This window comes from Embleya sp. NPDC025285, assembly GCF_055558835.1.
Window position 1 is genome coordinate 39,409 of the sequence record NZ_JBVHLU010000078.1, and the last position, 15,718, is coordinate 55,126.

Annotated in this window: 14 protein-coding genes and 2 pseudogenes; 9 read left to right on the forward strand and 7 right to left on the reverse strand. The window is 72.3% G+C overall.

Annotated elements, in window-relative coordinates; all coding sequences use genetic code 11:
- The gene (locus ACZ4FV_RS37450; protein ID WP_395858869.1) at positions 1-744 is read left to right on the forward strand and encodes a Clp protease N-terminal domain-containing protein; all 744 of its coding nucleotides are present in this window, start codon (positions 1-3) and stop codon (positions 742-744) included.
- A 977-nt stretch (positions 745-1,721) separates the two neighbouring features.
- Positions 1,722-5,957: a molybdopterin-dependent oxidoreductase gene (locus ACZ4FV_RS37455; RefSeq protein WP_465325037.1), complete on the forward strand. Its 4,236-nt coding sequence runs from the start codon at positions 1,722-1,724 to the stop codon at positions 5,955-5,957.
- A 220-nt stretch (positions 5,958-6,177) separates the two neighbouring features.
- Here the strand turns inward: ACZ4FV_RS37455 and ACZ4FV_RS37460 are convergent, their stop codons facing one another.
- From ACZ4FV_RS37460 to ACZ4FV_RS37470, 3 genes are all read right to left on the reverse strand, one after another.
- Positions 6,178-6,555: an ABC transporter permease gene (locus tag ACZ4FV_RS37460; protein WP_395858867.1), complete on the reverse strand. Its 378-nt coding sequence runs from the start codon at positions 6,553-6,555 to the stop codon at positions 6,178-6,180.
- A 1-nt stretch (position 6,556) separates the two neighbouring features.
- Entirely contained in the window at positions 6,557-6,760 is a 204-nt protein-coding gene (locus tag ACZ4FV_RS37465; RefSeq protein ID WP_395858866.1) for a hypothetical protein, read from the reverse strand.
- Between the two features lie 95 nt (positions 6,761-6,855).
- Positions 6,856-7,386 (reverse strand): MOSC domain-containing protein, encoded by a 531-nt coding sequence (locus tag ACZ4FV_RS37470; protein ID WP_465325047.1) that lies wholly within the window; start codon positions 7,384-7,386, stop codon positions 6,856-6,858.
- Between the two features lie 448 nt (positions 7,387-7,834).
- Between ACZ4FV_RS37470 and ACZ4FV_RS37475 the strand changes: the two genes are divergently transcribed.
- The 5 genes from ACZ4FV_RS37475 (at position 7,835) to ACZ4FV_RS37495 (ending at position 11,232) form a co-directional block, all read left to right on the forward strand.
- Complete coding sequence (locus ACZ4FV_RS37475) at positions 7,835-8,248, forward strand: hypothetical protein (protein WP_465325039.1); 414 nt, start codon at positions 7,835-7,837, stop codon at positions 8,246-8,248.
- Entirely contained in the window at positions 8,245-8,460 is a 216-nt protein-coding gene (locus ACZ4FV_RS37480; RefSeq protein ID WP_402231249.1) for a hypothetical protein, read from the forward strand. Before ACZ4FV_RS37475 ends, ACZ4FV_RS37480 begins: the two co-directional genes overlap by 4 nt.
- 423 nt (positions 8,461-8,883) lie before the next feature.
- On the forward strand, positions 8,884-9,543 hold the full coding sequence (locus ACZ4FV_RS37485) for a pentapeptide repeat-containing protein (RefSeq protein ID WP_402231248.1): 660 nt from the start codon (positions 8,884-8,886) through the stop codon (positions 9,541-9,543).
- A gap of 372 nt (positions 9,544-9,915) precedes the next feature.
- The gene (locus ACZ4FV_RS37490) at positions 9,916-10,248 is read left to right on the forward strand and encodes a hypothetical protein (protein ID WP_465325042.1); all 333 of its coding nucleotides are present in this window, start codon (positions 9,916-9,918) and stop codon (positions 10,246-10,248) included.
- Positions 10,249-10,449: 201 nt separating this feature from the next.
- Positions 10,450-11,232 carry an AAA family ATPase gene (locus ACZ4FV_RS37495; RefSeq protein ID WP_395858861.1) on the forward strand — a complete coding sequence of 261 codons (783 nt, stop codon included), beginning with the start codon at positions 10,450-10,452 and terminating at the stop codon, positions 11,230-11,232.
- A 34-nt stretch (positions 11,233-11,266) separates the two neighbouring features.
- Here ACZ4FV_RS37495 and ACZ4FV_RS37500 read toward each other — a convergent pair whose 3' ends face one another.
- From ACZ4FV_RS37500 to ACZ4FV_RS37510, 3 genes are all read right to left on the reverse strand, one after another.
- Positions 11,267-12,415 carry an aminoglycoside N(3)-acetyltransferase gene (locus tag ACZ4FV_RS37500; RefSeq protein WP_395858860.1) on the reverse strand — a complete coding sequence of 383 codons (1,149 nt, stop codon included), beginning with the start codon at positions 12,413-12,415 and terminating at the stop codon, positions 11,267-11,269.
- A gap of 239 nt (positions 12,416-12,654) precedes the next feature.
- The gene (locus tag ACZ4FV_RS37505) at positions 12,655-12,861 is read right to left on the reverse strand and encodes a hypothetical protein (protein ID WP_465325044.1); all 207 of its coding nucleotides are present in this window, start codon (positions 12,859-12,861) and stop codon (positions 12,655-12,657) included.
- 242 nt (positions 12,862-13,103) lie between these two features.
- Complete coding sequence (locus ACZ4FV_RS37510; protein WP_402231240.1) at positions 13,104-14,183, reverse strand: enoyl-CoA hydratase/isomerase family protein; 1,080 nt, start codon at positions 14,181-14,183, stop codon at positions 13,104-13,106.
- A gap of 149 nt (positions 14,184-14,332) precedes the next feature.
- Here ACZ4FV_RS37510 and ACZ4FV_RS37515 point away from each other — a divergent pair.
- Both ACZ4FV_RS37515 and ACZ4FV_RS37520 read left to right on the forward strand, forming a co-directional pair.
- Positions 14,333-14,455: pseudogene (locus ACZ4FV_RS37515) on the forward strand (SIP domain-containing protein); the annotation flags it as partial.
- Positions 14,456-14,555: 100 nt separating this feature from the next.
- Positions 14,556-14,696, forward strand: a pseudogene (locus ACZ4FV_RS37520) (SIP domain-containing protein); the annotation flags it as partial.
- A 196-nt stretch (positions 14,697-14,892) separates the two neighbouring features.
- On the opposite strand, the gene ACZ4FV_RS37525 reads toward ACZ4FV_RS37520, so the two are convergent.
- On the reverse strand, positions 14,893-15,495 hold the full coding sequence (locus ACZ4FV_RS37525) for a TIGR03086 family metal-binding protein (protein WP_402231238.1): 603 nt from the start codon (positions 15,493-15,495) through the stop codon (positions 14,893-14,895).
- Positions 15,496-15,718 lie beyond the last annotated feature (223 nt).

Below are 15,718 nucleotides of genomic sequence, written 5' to 3' on the forward strand. Positions count from 1 at the left end.
ATGGAGAATCCTGTGCGCATGACGAATCCGGTGCGGCTCGACGACCTCATCGAGAGCATCAAGCAGACCCATCCCGACGCCCTCCGGCAGTTGTCCGACGCGGTACTCGTCTCGGACCACCTCGGGGAGTTGGCCGACCATCTGATCGGGCACTTCGTGGACCAGGCGCGTCGATCGGGCGCGTCCTGGAAGGACATCGGTACGAGCATGGGCGTCACCAAGCAGGCGGCACAGAAGCGCTTCGTCGCGAAGGCGTCCGGCGAGGCCGACCTCGATCCGAGCCAGGGCTTCGGCCGGTTCACCGACCGGGCCCGCAACGTGGTGGTGGCGGCGCAGAACGAGGCCCGGGCGGCGGGCAACTCCGAGATCGGTCCGGCACACCTGGTGCTGGGACTGCTCGCCGAGCCGGCGGGCCTGGCCGGGCGGGCCCTGGTCGCCCAGGGCGTGACCCCGGAGGCCCTTCGGGAGGCGGTCGTCGCCGTGCTGCCGCCGACCGCCGAGCGGGTACCGGACCTGATTCCGTACGACGCGTCGGCCCGCAAGGTACTGGAGTTGACCTTCCGCGAGGCGCTGCGGCTCGGGCACAACTACGTCGGCACCGAGCACCTCCTGCTCGCCCTGCTGGAGTTCGAGGACGGCACGGGCGTGCTCGCCGGCCTGGGCGTGGACAAGGCCACCACCGACGCGCACATCGTCGCGGCGCTCGCCGCGCTGCTCGCCGGGCAGCAGGGGCAGGAGTCCTGACGCTCGCCGCAAGCTCGGCGTCTCGACCCGCGCGGAGTTGATCCGCCGAGGCATCGCCCCCAACTCCCCGGCGCGGCCCGGGGAGCGGGGCGTCCATCCGGATCGAACACGCGCGAACAAGGGCCGAGTTCGCCGGTGCGTACGCGGCCGAGACGGATCGGCAATGGCCGGCGCCGTGGCCGATCACCCACGAATCGCGGTTCGCGAAGGCGCTCGTGCGCCCGGACGTGGCGGGGCTGCCGGGCCGGCGCGCTCGCGGTCGCACCCGTCGACGAACGCCGGCGCCGCGTCGAGGACACCGTGCCGACCCGCCGGCGAGGAGGGCGCGGCGCGCCGGCGTACTCGCCGTCCGGCGGGTCCTCGTGGGCCGATTCCTCGTCCGGTCCGCCGGCGTCTCGCGCGGGCAATCGCGGCGGAGGACGGGAAGCGGTATCGTCCGCGGCCGATCCGTACGGCGCCCGCCGCGGACGGATCCGGATCCCGCGCCCCGTCCTTCGAGCCCATCCCACCGTCCCCACCGCCGACCGAACCGGGCCGGCGTTTGCGGCGCCATGCTCCCGGCGCGGGCGATGCGCCGTATCGTCACGACAACTCGTGAATCGACCGAGAGTCCTCGACGCGTTACGGAGCGCCCCCGCGCGGCGGATCGCCACACCGGGTACGCGGCGCGCCTCACCGTCCGGCCATCGCGCCCGTGCGATCGACGTAACCCCCGACGCCGAGGTGTGTCACGCCGCCGAAACCACCGCTCTCTAGCGTCCGGAACGTGGGCTTCACCCCGCCATGGGCCGAGACCACGTGCGCGCTCCGCGTAACGGCATATCGAGCCTCTGAGGCCCGAACCGCGTGAACCGCCCGAACGGCCCGAACGGCCCGAACGGCCCGAACAGCCTGAACAGCCTGAACAGCCCGAACGGCCCGAACAGCCCGAACGGCCCGAACGACCCGAACAACCCGAACGACGAGGAGGAACGCCCGTGTCGGCAACGGTTCCCCGGGCAGCCGACACCACCGTGCGGACCGTCTGCTCCTACTGCGGCGTGGGCTGCGGCATGCTGCTCGACGTCACCATCGACACCGCGACCGGACGCCGCACCGTGGTCAAGGCCCGTGGTGACAGCAAGCATCCGACCAACCGCGGTCGGTTGTGTACGAAGGGTGCCACCAGCGCCGATCTGCTCGCCGCGCCGGGCCGACTGGGCACTGCCCTGGTCCGGGACGACCGCGGCGCGCCGCCCGTGCCGACCGGCGTGGACGCCGCGATCGGCGCGACCGCACGGCGACTGCGGGAGATCCTGGACGCACACGGGCCGGACGCGCTGTCCTTCTACGTCTCCGGCCAACTCACCCTGGAGGCCCAATACTTGGCCAACAAGCTGGCCAAGGGCTTCGTCGGGACCAACCTGATCGAGTCGAACTCCCGGCTGTGCATGGCCAGCGCGGGCAGCGGCTACAAGCTCTCCCTCGGCGCCGACGGACCGCCCGGCTCGTACCAGGACTTCGAGCACGCCGACGTGTTCTTCGTGATCGGCGCGAACATGGCCGACTGCCACCCGATCCTGTTCCTGCGGATGATGGATCGGGTCCGGGCCGGCGCCAAGCTGATCGTGGTGGACCCGCGCCGCACCGCCACCGCCGACAAGGCCGATCTGTTCCTGCGGATCAAGCCCGGCACCGACCTCGCGCTGTTGAACGGTCTGTTGCACCTGCTGGTGGAAAACGGCGACACCGATCCCGCGTTCATCGCCGAGTTCACCGAGGGCTGGGAGGTGATGCCCGACTTCCTGCGGGACTATCCGCCCGCCCGGGTCGCCGAGATCACCGGCATCCCGGAGGCGGACATCCGGCAGGCCGCGCGCTGGATCGGCGCGGCGGGGGAGTGGACGAGCTGTTGGACGATGGGGCTCAACCAGAGCACGCACGGCACCTGGAACACCAACGCGCTGTGCAACCTGCACCTTGCCACCGGCGCGATCTGCCGACCGGGCAGCGGCCCGCTCTCGCTGACCGGTCAGCCGAACGCGATGGGCGGGCGGGAGATGGGCTACATGGGGCCGGGACTGCCCGGCCAGCGCTCGGTCATGGTGGCCGAGGAGCGGGAGTTCGTCGAGGACCTGTGGGGTGTGCCGCCGGGCACGCTGCGGCCGGAACCGGGTCTGGGCACGGTGGACATGTTCACCCGGATGGCCGCCGGCGAGATCAAGGCGTGCTGGATCATCTGCACCAACCCGGTCGCCTCGGTGGCGAACCGCGCGACCGTGATCGCGGGTCTGGAGGCGGCCGAATTCGTGGTCGTCCAGGACGTGTTCGCGGACACCGAGACCAACGCCTACGCCGACGTGGTGTTGCCGGCCGCGATGTGGGCGGAGACCGAGGGTGTCATGGTCAACTCCGAGCGCAACCTCACCCTTTCCCGGCAGGCCGCCGATCCGGTCGGCGAGGCGCTGCCGGACTGGCGGATCATCGCCCGGGTGGCGAGCGAGATGGGGTTCGCCGACGCCTTCGACTACGACAGCGCCGAGGAGGTGTTCGAGGAGCTGAAGCGGGCGTGGAACCCGACCACCGGCTACGACCTGCGCGGGGTCGGTTACCGGCGACTGCGCGATACGCCCGTGCAGTGGCCGAGTTCGGCTCCCGACGGCCCGGACCGGAACCCGATCCGCTACCTGGTCCAAGACGACACACCGACGGCGGGCGGCCGGCCGCGGTTGCGCTTTCCGAGGCCCGGCGGTCGGGCGGCGTTCTTCGCCCGGCCGCACCTGCCGCCGGCCGAACTGCCGGACGACGACTACCCGATGGTGCTCAATACCGGACGACTACCGCACCAGTGGCACACCATGACCAAGACCGGCACGATCGCCACCCTCAATCGGCTCAACCCCGGTCCGTTCGTCGAGATCCACCCGGAGGACGCACGCGCGCTGGGCGTCGCGGCGGGCGATCGGGTCGAGGTGGCCTCCCGGCGCGGGCGCGCGGTACTGCCCGCTCAGGTGAGCGACCGCGTCCGGCCCGGCGATTGTTTCGCGCCGTTCCACTGGAACGACCGGTTCGGCGAGTACCTCGGCATCAACGCGGTCACCAACGACGCGGTCGACCCGATCTCCTTCCAGCCCGAATTCAAGGCCTGCGCGGTGGCGTTGACCAAGGTGGCCGGGCCGTCCCGAACCGAGTCCGGAAAGGCGCACCCGGTACCGGAGCAACAGCCCGCGGCGTCGCCCGGCGGCGGCGAACCGGCCGGGTTCGGCGATTTCGTGGACCTCGCGCCGCCCGTGTTCACCGACGAGGAACGACGTTACCTGGCCGGGTTCATGGCCGGCGCGACGCGCTCCCTGGCGACGGTCGGAGCCGCCCGCGTCCCGGTGCTGCCGGCGCGCTCCCCGATCGCGCCGGAGCGGGTGACCTGGGTCAACGGGTATCTGGCCGGGATGTTCTCCGGAGCGGACGCCGAGCCGGCGCTCCGACCCGAGCCCGCCCACCGACCGGAGCCGGCGACCGAACCCGGGCCGGCGAGGCCGGCGGCGGATGACGACCACGACGTGCTGGTGTTGTGGGCCTCGCAGACCGGCAACGCCGAGGACGTCGCCGGCGCGACCGCGCGCCGGCTGACCGAGGCGGGCCTGCGGCCGAGCGTGGTGGAGATGGCCGACCGCACCCCCGATTCGCTGCCGATCGGCGTGCCCGTACTGATGATCACCAGCACCTTCGGCGACGGTGAGGCACCGGACGGCGGGGCCGGGTTCTGGGCCGCGCTCGCCGTGGACGGGCGGCCCCGGCTGGACGGGTTGCGCTACGGCGTGCTCGCCCTCGGCGACTCCGGCTACAGCGACTTCTGTGCGCACGGGCGGCGGCTCGACGAGCGGTTCGCCGAACTCGGCGGCACCCGGATCACCCCGCGCGCCGATTGCGAACCCGACTACGAGCGGACCGCCGCGCAGTGGCTGGAGCGAGTGGTCGCGGCCCTGACCGGCGATGGCGCACCGGGCTCGCCGGCCGCGGACGCGGCCGGCCCACTCTCGACCACCGCCGTGCCGCCCGCGCCAGCGAGTGCACCTCCCACCGCGCCGCCCGCCGGCCTCGGCTACTCGAAGGCGACGCCCTTTCCCGCTCCACTGATCGGCGATCGGCTGCTCGGGCTGCCCGGATCCGCCAAGGAGGTGCGGGAGTTCGTCTTCGACGCGCGCGGAGGCGGCGAGCAGGCCGCCCTGGAATACGCGCCGGGGGACGCGCTCGGGATATGGCCGGTCAACCACCCCGAGACCGTGGCCGAGTGGCTGGCCGCGACCGGTCTGGACCCGACGGCGCCGATCACCCTGCCCGACCTGGGCGAACTACCGCTCGGCGAGGCGTTGCGGACGCGGTTGGAGATCACCCGGATCACCCCGGAACTGTTGCGGTTCGTCGCCGATCGCACCCGCGACCGGGACCTGGCGCGGTTGCTCCGCGCGGACAACCGGGGCGAACTGGCCAAGTGGAGCTGGGGTCGACAGGCGGTCGATGTCCTGGAAGCCTTCCCGATCCGTGCCGCGGCGGACGAATGGGCCGGTGTGCTTCGCCGGTTGGAGCCGCGGATGTACTCGATCTCGTCCAGCCCACTGGCCCACCCCCACGAGATTCGGATCACGGTGTCGGTGGTGCGCTACCGCAACGAGGCCGGCGCCGTGCGCAAGGGGGTGTGCTCGACCTATCTGGCCGAGGCCGCCGCGGCCGGCGGTCCGGTGTCGATCTTCGTCCGACGCGCGCCGCACTTCCGGCCGCCGGCCGACCCGCTGGCACCGGCCATCATGGTCGGCCCGGGCACCGGGGTGGCGCCATTCCTCGGCTTCCTGGCCGACCGCGAGGCACGCGGCCACCCGGGCCCGAACTGGCTGTTCTTCGGCGAGCAGCGCCGGGCGACCGACTTCTACTACCGCGACGAGCTCGCCGAGTTCCGGCGCACCGGCCGACTGGAACGCCTCGACCTGGCGTTCTCCCGCGACCAACGGGCCAAGATCTACGTCCAGGACCGGATGCGCGAGCACGGACCCAGACTGTGGGACTGGCTCCAACGCGGAGCGCACTTCTACGTCTGCGGCGACGCGGGCCGGATGGCCAAGGACGTCGACCGCGCGCTGCGCGAGATCGCCACGGCGCACGGTGGCCTGTCCGAGGACGACGCCGAGGCGTACGTGCGGCAACTCGCGGGCGAACGAAGGTACGTCCGAGACGTGTACTGAGGCGACCTCCACCTGCCGCGGTCAGGCGGCCTCGTCGGGTCGGGCGTCCTGCGCCGCCAGTGCGCGCCGGGCCACGCCGATCGCCCGAGGGTCCCAGCCGGGACGCGGCACCAAACCAGCGCGACCGTGTCGGACGCCCCGACGCTCAGGTCGACGCCGTCCAGGACCGGGCGGGCGGTGTGCGGGAGCCGCAGCCGCAGCCCGCGGATGTCGAGTGTGCTCACCGCCGCCTCCCGGCTACTCGGTCGGCCCAGCGCTCGCCGACGACGTTGAAGGCGACAACGGTCAGGACGATCACCACACACGGGACGATTGCCGAGAGCGGACAACCGCTCTGGATGGCGGATTTGCCGTCGAAGACCATGCGTCCCCAGTCGGGGGTGAGGGCGGGCACGCCGAGGCCGAGGAAGGACAGGCCGGCCAGGTCGATCAAGGCGTACCCGAAGTTGACGGTGGACTGCGCCGGCACCACCGGCGCGATGTTGGGGATCACGTGCCGCAGGCAGATCTGCGCCCCGGAGTGGCCCTGCACCTTGTACGCGGCGATGTAGGGGCGTTCGCGTTCGGCGAGCACGAGCGAGCGGGTCAGCCGACTCACGTTACGGGAAGTACGCGATCGCCAGCGCGACGACCGGTGCCATCAATCCCTCGCCGTTCACCGACACGATCAGGATCGCCAGGAGCAACCCGGGAAAGGCGAGGGTGAGTTCCGACCCGCGCGAGAGCAGCGAGTCGAGCAGGCCGCCGCGCCATCCGGCGGCGACACCGACGGCGGCGCCGAGCAGCGTGGAGAACACCACCACCGGCGCGGGCCGGTGGGGTGGGCCGTGGGGTGGATGGCCGCGACCTTGATCGCCCTGGCGGCGTTCCGGAACTCGGTGCCGGGCGAGTGGGTCGCTCAGACGCGTTCGAGTGCGCGGTGGGGTGGCGCGGGCAACTCGACGGCGATCGCGTCGCCGGGCCGGATGTCGCCACCGGTGCGCACGATGGCCATGATGCCCGCCTTGCGGACGATGCCGCCCGCCTCGTCGCGGCCGACGACGGCCTTGAGCAGGCCGTCCTGGAAGGCGTTGATCTGCGGACACGGGTTGCGCAGCCCGGTCACCTCGACCACGGCTTCGGCGCCCAGGCGCAGCAGCGTCCCGGTGGGCAGACCGAGCAGGTCGACCCCGCGGGTGGTGACGTTCTCGCCCAACTCGCCCGCCGCGACGGTGAAGCCGGCCTCGGCCAGTTCCTCGAACAACTCGGCGTGGATCAGGTGGACCTGACGCAGATTGGGCTGCGTGGGGTCGGCCGCGACCCGGGAACGATGTTGCACGGTGACCCCGAGATGGGCATCGCCCTCGACTCCGAGTCCGGCCAACAGCCGAATGCTCTCCACATTCGCCTTCGTGAACCGATGCTCCGCTTCCCGGCTCACCGCCACCACACGCGCGCCCACGCCCACACCCACTCTCCCGAGTCTCGATTCGATACCCACGACCCTAGGGCCCGGGCGCCCACGGGACACGAGAGGGCGTCGGGGCGGTACGTCGGTGCGTAGGGTGCGGGCCGTCGGGTGTCGGTGGGCGTGGCCGCGTCGGCGTGGTTCGGAGACGTGTGGGTCGTGGGTCGGCGTGGGTCCGGTTCGCGTGGGCGCGAGCGGGAAGTGGCCGGTGGGGGCGGCGCGGGATCCGTGACGCTCCATCGTGGGTGTCGGCCCGGCCGCCCGGGGTGGGTGTGGGCGTCCCGTGGTTTGGGTGGGTCGTGGGTGTCGATCCGAGTGGTCAGGGTGTGGTTGTCGTGCCCAAGGCCAGGCTTACGCCGGTGCGCTCGAACCAGCCGGTGACGCGGGATCGGGTCGTGCGTGTGGCCACCGCGTTGACCGCCGAGGTGGGGTGGAGGGCTGGACGATCCGGAGTCGGGCCACCGCGCTCGACTCGTGGCCGCAGGTGCTCCAGCACCACGTGGGTGATCGGGACGCGGTGGCACACGCGGTGGGCGAGGAGGTCGTGGCCCGCTTCCCGGTGCTCGATCCCGATCTGCCGTGGCGGGAATGGTTCCGCGAGTTGTTGTTGGCCGCCCGGCCGATCCTGCGCGCCTATCCCGGGGTCGCGCGGCGGCTCGCGCTGCGTGGGCCGAACGTGCCGGCCGCGCTGCCGATCATCGACCACGGTGTCGCGCTGCCGGCCCGCAGCGGCCTGGGCGTCGAGGCGATGGCGGCTTGCCACGTGCTGTTCGCTGGGGCGATGTCGCCGATCGCGATCGAGGACGACCGTTCCGCGGCGGGGGTGTGTCCGCGGTGGACATGAGCGAACTCTGCGAGCAACCGGCCGCCGGCGGCCAGGGTCTGCGGGCCTTCGCCGCGACGCCGGCCCACCTGCGCCAGGGCCCCGACGAACGCGAGGCGTACGCCCTGCACATCTACACCCAGACCCCCGATCGATCCCTGGACGGCATCGCCGCGCGCATCGAGGCCCTGGCCGCCGGCGCAGAACCACCACTGGCCCCGTTCCCCTCCTGACACACGGATGACCGTGAAGCGAGCCGGACCGGCAACGGCACCTCGGCCGCAGAATCGTTTTCAGCGAACTCGGCGCGGAGGGCACGTTCGCGGCCGCCGTGCGCTCGACCGTGCGGCAACAGCCCTGGTGGGACGCTCGGTCGGGTTGTGGCGAGGGCTCGGAGGGCGGCCGGCCGGGCAGCCGATGGCGGGGAGTGACAAGAATTACAGGTGCCCTTCGGCGCTGAAATGGGGTGATTTACGACTGCCTTCGCATCGGTACGGCGCTATCCGATCGACCCTCGTGCGCGCCTCGACGATTCGGTGAAACGGCGCGTCGCACGATAGGCATGGGGCACTCCCGCCCCGGCCGAACGATGCACTGTCGCGGGTGGGAGTCGCCAGTGGGACCCGGTCCCGACGATGCGTCCATGGAGGATTCCGATGCGTGCCCGCACCCCGCGTGAACTCGCGCAACTGCCCTACGCACACCGCCTCGTGGCGTTCGAGGGCGAACTCGACCGGGACGGCGACCACGAACTCGCGCACTTCGACGGCAATGCCTTCGTGGAGGTGGAGGGCGGCGGCTCCGCGTTCACGTCGTCGGCGTTCTCGGCGGTCACGTTCACCGGCGGCCGGTACCGGCGGGCCCGGTTCGACGACGTGTGGCTGCACGGCGCGCGCGTCGTGGGGGTCGACTTCGCGGAGACCGCGTGGATGGACGCCGAGTTCACCGCGTGCGTACTGGCCGGGACCGAGGTCTTCGGCGCCACGATGCGGCGCGTGGTCTTTCATCAGTGCAAGTTCGACTCGGTCAACCTGCGGCAGACCAAGCTGCGCGAGGTCACCTTCGTGGACTGCCTGCTCCGCGACGTCGACTTCGCCGGCGCGACCCTGACCGACGTGGGCTTCCCCGGCTCGACCCTGGAGCGGGCCCGCCTGGACGGCGCCCGAATGACCCGGGTCGACCTGCGCGAGGCCGGCGCCCTCGACATCGCGTCCGGCCTCGAAGCGCTACGCGGCGCCACCATCAACACCGCCCAACTCCTCACCCTGGCGCCCGCCTTCGCGCATCTCCTGGGCCTGACCGTCAAGGACCACTGACGGCCCCACTCCCACCCACCACGCCGCCCCCGGCACCACCGCCGCAGTCGCCCGCCCTCACGCACCGCACTGCGCTTGAGACCGGGTCCGGTCCGCGCCGATGCCCGACGCCGCCGCGCACCGGCCCGCCGTCGTGTGGACCGTGCTGCTTCGCCGCATGAGCCGCGCCCACGAACGGCCCGGCCACGCACTCCGACTCGGCCATAAGCGCGCCGCGCCCTCAGCGCCACCGCCTCGCCATCCGTCGGAGGCGGCCCACCCGGTTCCGCGCCCGGCCCCGCTTTCCGCTCCGCGTCGCGCCCGACTCCGCCCCGCAGCCACGTTCAGGCCGCGTCCCCGGCCGCGGCCGCCCGGGCCTCCGGTGCGACCGACATGTTCTTCCCGCTGGGCACTTCGATCGGGGTCGCCGCCGGCGGCGCGCTGCTGACCGCACGGGTGGGGGACGAACTGGGCGGCGACGTGCCGGCGCGCGGCGGGGTGCCCGAAGGCGCCGTCGACCAGGCTCGGGACGGCGTGGTCTCCGGGCGGTTCGAGCCGCTGTCCGAGCATCCGGCCGCGCTGGACAGCGCCCGCGAGGCGTTCACGGCGGGCCTGGCACAGGTGTGCCTGCTGATGTCCGTCCTGGCGTTCGTGGCGGCGGTGTTGTGCACGTGGCTGATCCGGGACGGGGACCGGCACGAGCCGCGGGAGGCGAAGACGGGCTGAACATCCTGGGGCCCCGCTCGCCGGTCCGGTCGGCGGGCACGTGCGGAAGTCCGGGCCGGCCACCGACCGGGTGACCGGGCGGTGGCCGGGCGCGTCCACTCCCACGCGGCGGCGGCCGTCGACGATGATTATCGTTGGCGGCCCCGGCTGCCCCGCAGGCGGCGCGACCTGTGAGGATGTCCGCTTGTGGGGGAGGCGACAGTGGGCGAGCCGCACAGGCCGGACCGGACGGACGCGCGGGAAAAACCGCCGGCCGATCCCGGCCTGCCGCTGCGCCCGCGCGGGATGGTGGACCTGCGCGGACGCGAGCGCGGGCCCGCCGTATTGGGCTACCCGAGCGACTCGGTGGTGGTGGTCTCCGGGCTGCCCGGCAGTGGCAAGAGCACGTTGCTGCACCGCTGGTCCCGATCGGCGACGGTGATCGACCCGCGCACGGTGCACGTCGAATATCAGACCCGGATGCCCGGCTGGCTGCCGTACGCGGTCTATCGGCCGTGGGTGCGACTGCAACACGTGCGGCGGCTGCGCACGCAGGTGCGCGGCGGCGGACCGGTGCTGGTGCACGACTGCGGCAGCAGACCCTGGATGCGCCGCTGGCTGGCCCGATCCGCCGGCCGACAGCGGCGCGAACTTCACCTGGTACTGCTCGCGGTGGACGCGGCCGACGCGCTGGCCGGCCAAGAGCGGCGCGGGCGCTGGGTCCCCGGGCGGGTCTTCGACAAACACCGGCGCGGTCTGGCGCAGTTGTTGCTGGCGCTGTCCGTACAGGGCGGCGCGGTCGTACCCGAGGCGGCCTCCGTCGTCCTGCTCGACCGCACCCTGCGCGAACACGTGATCGCGCTCGAGTTCGGCCCGGGGCGTACCCCTCGCCCGCTGCCGGGGCCGGTGCCGGAGCCCACCGAACCACCCCCGATTCTGCCCACCACCACAACCACCCGCGTGATCACCCGGCGGGGCCCGCGCACACCCGAACCGACGCCGTGAAAGCGAAGCCCACGGCGGACCCGGGCGGCCGGACTCACTCCGAGGAGATTTCCCGGGGGCGCGACACCGCGGCTCGGTAGGCCGGGCTCTGGTCGGTCACCCGATCGCGGTGACTGAGGTCCTTCCGGGGCGTTCGCAGCGCCTCGGACGCGGGCGTCATGGTCAACCCGAGCTGCTTCGACGAAATACGCGCCCCCACCGGGCGGAGCAGAAAGCTCTGCCGCTCCTGCGAGAACTCTTTGGTCTGGGTATACCCGTCGACCAGGTCCCGCTGCATCGTGAATTTCCTCAGGTCCTCCGGCGCGAGCGGTACACGATTCTCTTCCATGTACCGAACCGCAAAGTCGACGGCCGGTTTGAAGGGCACCAAAAGGCATTTCGCGCCTCCGATGAAGCCACCCTTCGTGAGGCCGGCACCGTGTTCCATGAAGGCTTTGCCGATGCCCATGAAGTCACTGTCGTCAAGGACCACGTCGCGGTACTGGGTGAATTCACCGCGACCGTTGAGCGGGCTGTACACCCGAGTCTGGTAGTGCCGCTCCTGTGGATTCTCCCGCTTGTACTCCGCCAGGTGGAAGGCCGTGCACGTGTCCCAGTCGGTGCCCGCCATGAGAATGTGGGTGTTCGGCGTTCGGTACAGGGCGCCGAGCGGGGAAGCCTCGCCCAAGTGACTGCGCGGGTCGTGCCCGTCGACAATTTCGCGACCACGTTTCCCGATGGCGGCAAACGACGTCTGTGGATGTCTGCTGCGAAATCCGCGCCGCCGGATCACCTCGGTCAGGAAGCCGACCTCCTCCGACGGGGTGGTTGCGGGATCGAAAGCGGGCAGGGCGGCTTCGATGCGGGCGCGCTCCTCGGGGGTCTTCCCCTCGACCGCGGCCCGATAGGCGTGCGAGGTCAGCGAGTTCCAGGAGGTGAAGGTCGGTACGGCAAGGGTGGCGTCGCGTCCCAGGCCGTCGACGACCCCGTCCACGACGACCTTCGCCATATCGGCCTCGGGGCCCGACCGTACGACACCGGGACCCGCACCGTCACGACCGCGGGTCGCTTCCCGGGCCGACAGGGGCTCCAGAAAGGCTCTGAGCGATGAATGCAGCAAAATCGTGCGGTCGGGCGGGATGTCACGAAGCAGGTACCGCGTATCCTCGGCGATGCGCTCTGGAGTGAGATCGAGGACCGACACAGTTCCACACCTCTATCGTGCCCATCCGGGGTTCGGCGCGTGCGGCGATCACTCTCCCACGGGAGTCGTCGCGCGGGAAGAGCCGACCACGGGCCATGCTCGGCGGCGCCCGAGGACACCCGCCGCGCGACGGGAACAGACCTGCCACGAAGCGCCGTTGGGCGTGCTCCCGGTGCTCCCGGTGCTCCCGGTGCTCCCGGTGCTCCCGGTGCTCCCGGTGCTCCCGGTGCTCCCGGTGCTCACCGAGCCAAGAGGTGCAACTGCCGGTGCACGTCGCCTACCTCGATCACCGCGAGGGTGGCCAGCGCCGCCGCCCCCACACGCTCGGCCCGGCGCGCCTTCGCCTCGGCCCGGCGCGCCCGCCACGCCGCCTGCCGCACTCGTGACTGCTCCGCGCCGGCGAGGATCTCGCGCTCACGTGCCTTGAACATGTCGTACTCGACCATGACCCGCTCCCGTTCCCTCCGACCCGGTGCGTCCGGCTCGTGGTCACAGCCTCGCGGGCCAGTCGGGTCGCCGACATCGGGCGGATGCCGCATCCGCCGGGCCACTCCCGCCCGGCGGGTGCCTAAGGTGGCTCAGGCATCCCTGGGACAGGTCTCGCCCGCCGGGGCCACGTGGCACCGCGGCCCGCGGCCGGATGGGCCCGTCGGGTCGGCGACGGACGAACCGACCGGCGACGCAGCGCTCAGCGGGTCGTCGCCGCCAACCCCAACTCCCGTTCACCCAGCGGCGCGAAGAACGCCGCGACCTCGGCCGGACCGACCTGCGCCAACGTCGCGGGCGACCAGCGCGGATCACGGTCCTTGTCCACCACCTGCGCGCGGATGCCCTCGACCAGGTCCGCCGTGGCCAGCGACGCGCACGAGACCCGATACTCCTGGTCCAACACGAGAGCCAGCGAATCCAACTCCCGGGCCCGGCGCAGCGCGGCCAGGGTGACCTTGAGCGACGTCGGCGACTTCCCGGCGATCGATTCGGCGGCCTCCTTCGCGGCCGGCTCGCCGCTGCCGAGCAGCCGGTCCATGATCTCCTCGACGCTGTCCGCCGCGTAGCACGCGTCGATCCACTCGCGCCGCTCGGCCAGTTCGCCCGCCGGCGCGATCTCGGCGTGGCGTGCGGCGGCATCGGCCGGGTCCTCGGCGGCGAGCGCGTCGAGCAGCGCCGGCAACCGGTCGACCGGTACGAAGTGGTCGGCGAGCCCGCACAGGATCGCGTCGGCGGCGCCGATCGGCCCGGCGGTCAGCGCCAGATGCGTGCCCAGTTCGCCGGGCGCGCGGGAGAGCAGGTAGGTGCCGCCGACGTCGGGCACGAAGCCGATCCCGGTCTCCGGCATGGCAACCGTCGAGCGTTCGGTGACGATCCGGACGTCGCCGTGTGCGGAGACGCCGACGCCGCCGCCCATCACCACGCCGTCCATGATCGCCACGTAGGGCTTCGGGTAGGCCGCGATCCGCGCGTTGAGCAGGTATTCGTCCCGCCAGAACTCGCGCGCCGCGTGCCCGCCCACGAGTGCGTCGGCACGGATCGCCCGGATGTCGCCACCCGCGCAGAGCCCGCGCTCGCCGGCTCCGGTCACCAACACCGCGGCGACCTCGTCGTAGCCCGCCCATTCCGCGAGCGCGGCGTGCATCCGGCGCACCATCGGGTGGTCGAGCGCGTTGATCGCGCGCGGGCGGTTCAGCGTGATCCGTCCGAGTCGACCCGCCGGGCCGACCCGATCGACCAGCACCGTGTCCTCGTGCGGGCTCTGCGCTTGCGGCGTCATCGTGCGGCTCGTTCCCTTCGCGGTCCGTGCTCCCGGAAGATCCGGTACGCCTCGCACGCTACCCGGCCGCCGCCCCGGCGGTTCGTAGCGGGCTCTCGGTCTCTCTCGAACCCTTGGATTCTCGGGCCCGGACGGCCCGGCCCGGCGACATGCTGGGCCGCTGCGGCCCGTCGGCGAGCTACGCCCGCGCGCTCGGCGCCGCCGATACGTACCTCCTCGTCGGCGACGAGACCGCGCTGCCCGCGATCGGCTCGATTCTGGCATCGCTGCCGGCGGGCGCTCGCGCGATCGTGTACGCCGAGGTGCCGACACGGCCGAGAATCAACACTTCGCGAGCCGAGCCGAGCCGAGCCGAGCCGAGCCGAACTCACCGTGCACTGGCTGCATCGCGGCGAAGTCCCGCCCGGGGACCGCGACGTGCTGTTGGGCGTGGTGCGCGGTGCGGAGCTGCCCGGCGGCTCGGTGCGGGCCTGGATCGCGGGCGAGGCCGGTGTGGTGCGGGCGCCGCGCCGACACCTGGTGGACGAACGCGGCCTGGCCAAGGGGCGGATCGAGTTCGCGGGCTACTGGCGACCGCGGCTGACCCAGGACGACGCGCCGACGGAGGAGGACCTGGCCGAGGCGCACGAGCGTTCGGCGGACGCGGCGCGGGCGGGCGACTCCGCAGCGATCCGGCCGGTACGATCCGCCCGCCCGTCGCGGCCCGCGCCTACTCCGCCGCAGGCCAGTTCGGGGCTCGTCCGGCCATGGCCACCACGCGGTCGAGCAGCGGAGCGTCGGCAGGCAGCGGCACCGCGCGGGCGAACAGGCCCTGGGCGTCCACGGGGGCGTCGACGGAGTGGTCGGCGTCCGGCGGCGGGGTGAGGAAGGCCAGGGACGCCTCCAGGTTCGCGGTGTCCACCGTGTAGTCCCGGCCCAGCGCGCGGGCCAGGTCCCAGCCGTGCAGGACGAGTTCGTTGTGTGCGACCAGGCCCATGATCTCGGCGGGCAACGTCACGCCACCGGCCTGGGTCTCGCCCTCCCACGCGTCCGGCTTGCGCCAGGCGTCCACCATCTCGGGCAACTGCCGAGACAGCAGATCGCGCCACCGCGGATCCAGGGCGGGCATCGTGCCACCGGGTGCGGTCTGCGTCGACGGGCCGAACTCCTTGCGCGCCGCGTCGCGGAACGCGGCGGTCAGCCCGACCAGGTGGGAAAGCAGATCCCGGATCCTGTAGTGCGTACACGGCGTCGGATCGTCGAGTCGTTCGTCCTCGATCCCGTCCGCGAGCCGGGCGATGGTCGCGGCCGGCGATTGCAGGTCCAGTGTCATGGGGTGACTCCTCTGCGGCGGTGCCGCGCGTCGTCGTTCGATTCCGGTCCGAAATCCACCGCGGGTCCACTACGAGTCCAGCGGGTCCTCGAGGGGTGGACTCGAATGGTCGGAAGAACTCATCGCGATCGGTCGGGAAAACTCATCGCGATTACCCGACCGCGACGACGCGCATGCCGCTGTTGCCCGGGACGGGCGCGCCGGCCGGACTCCCGTACCGGCC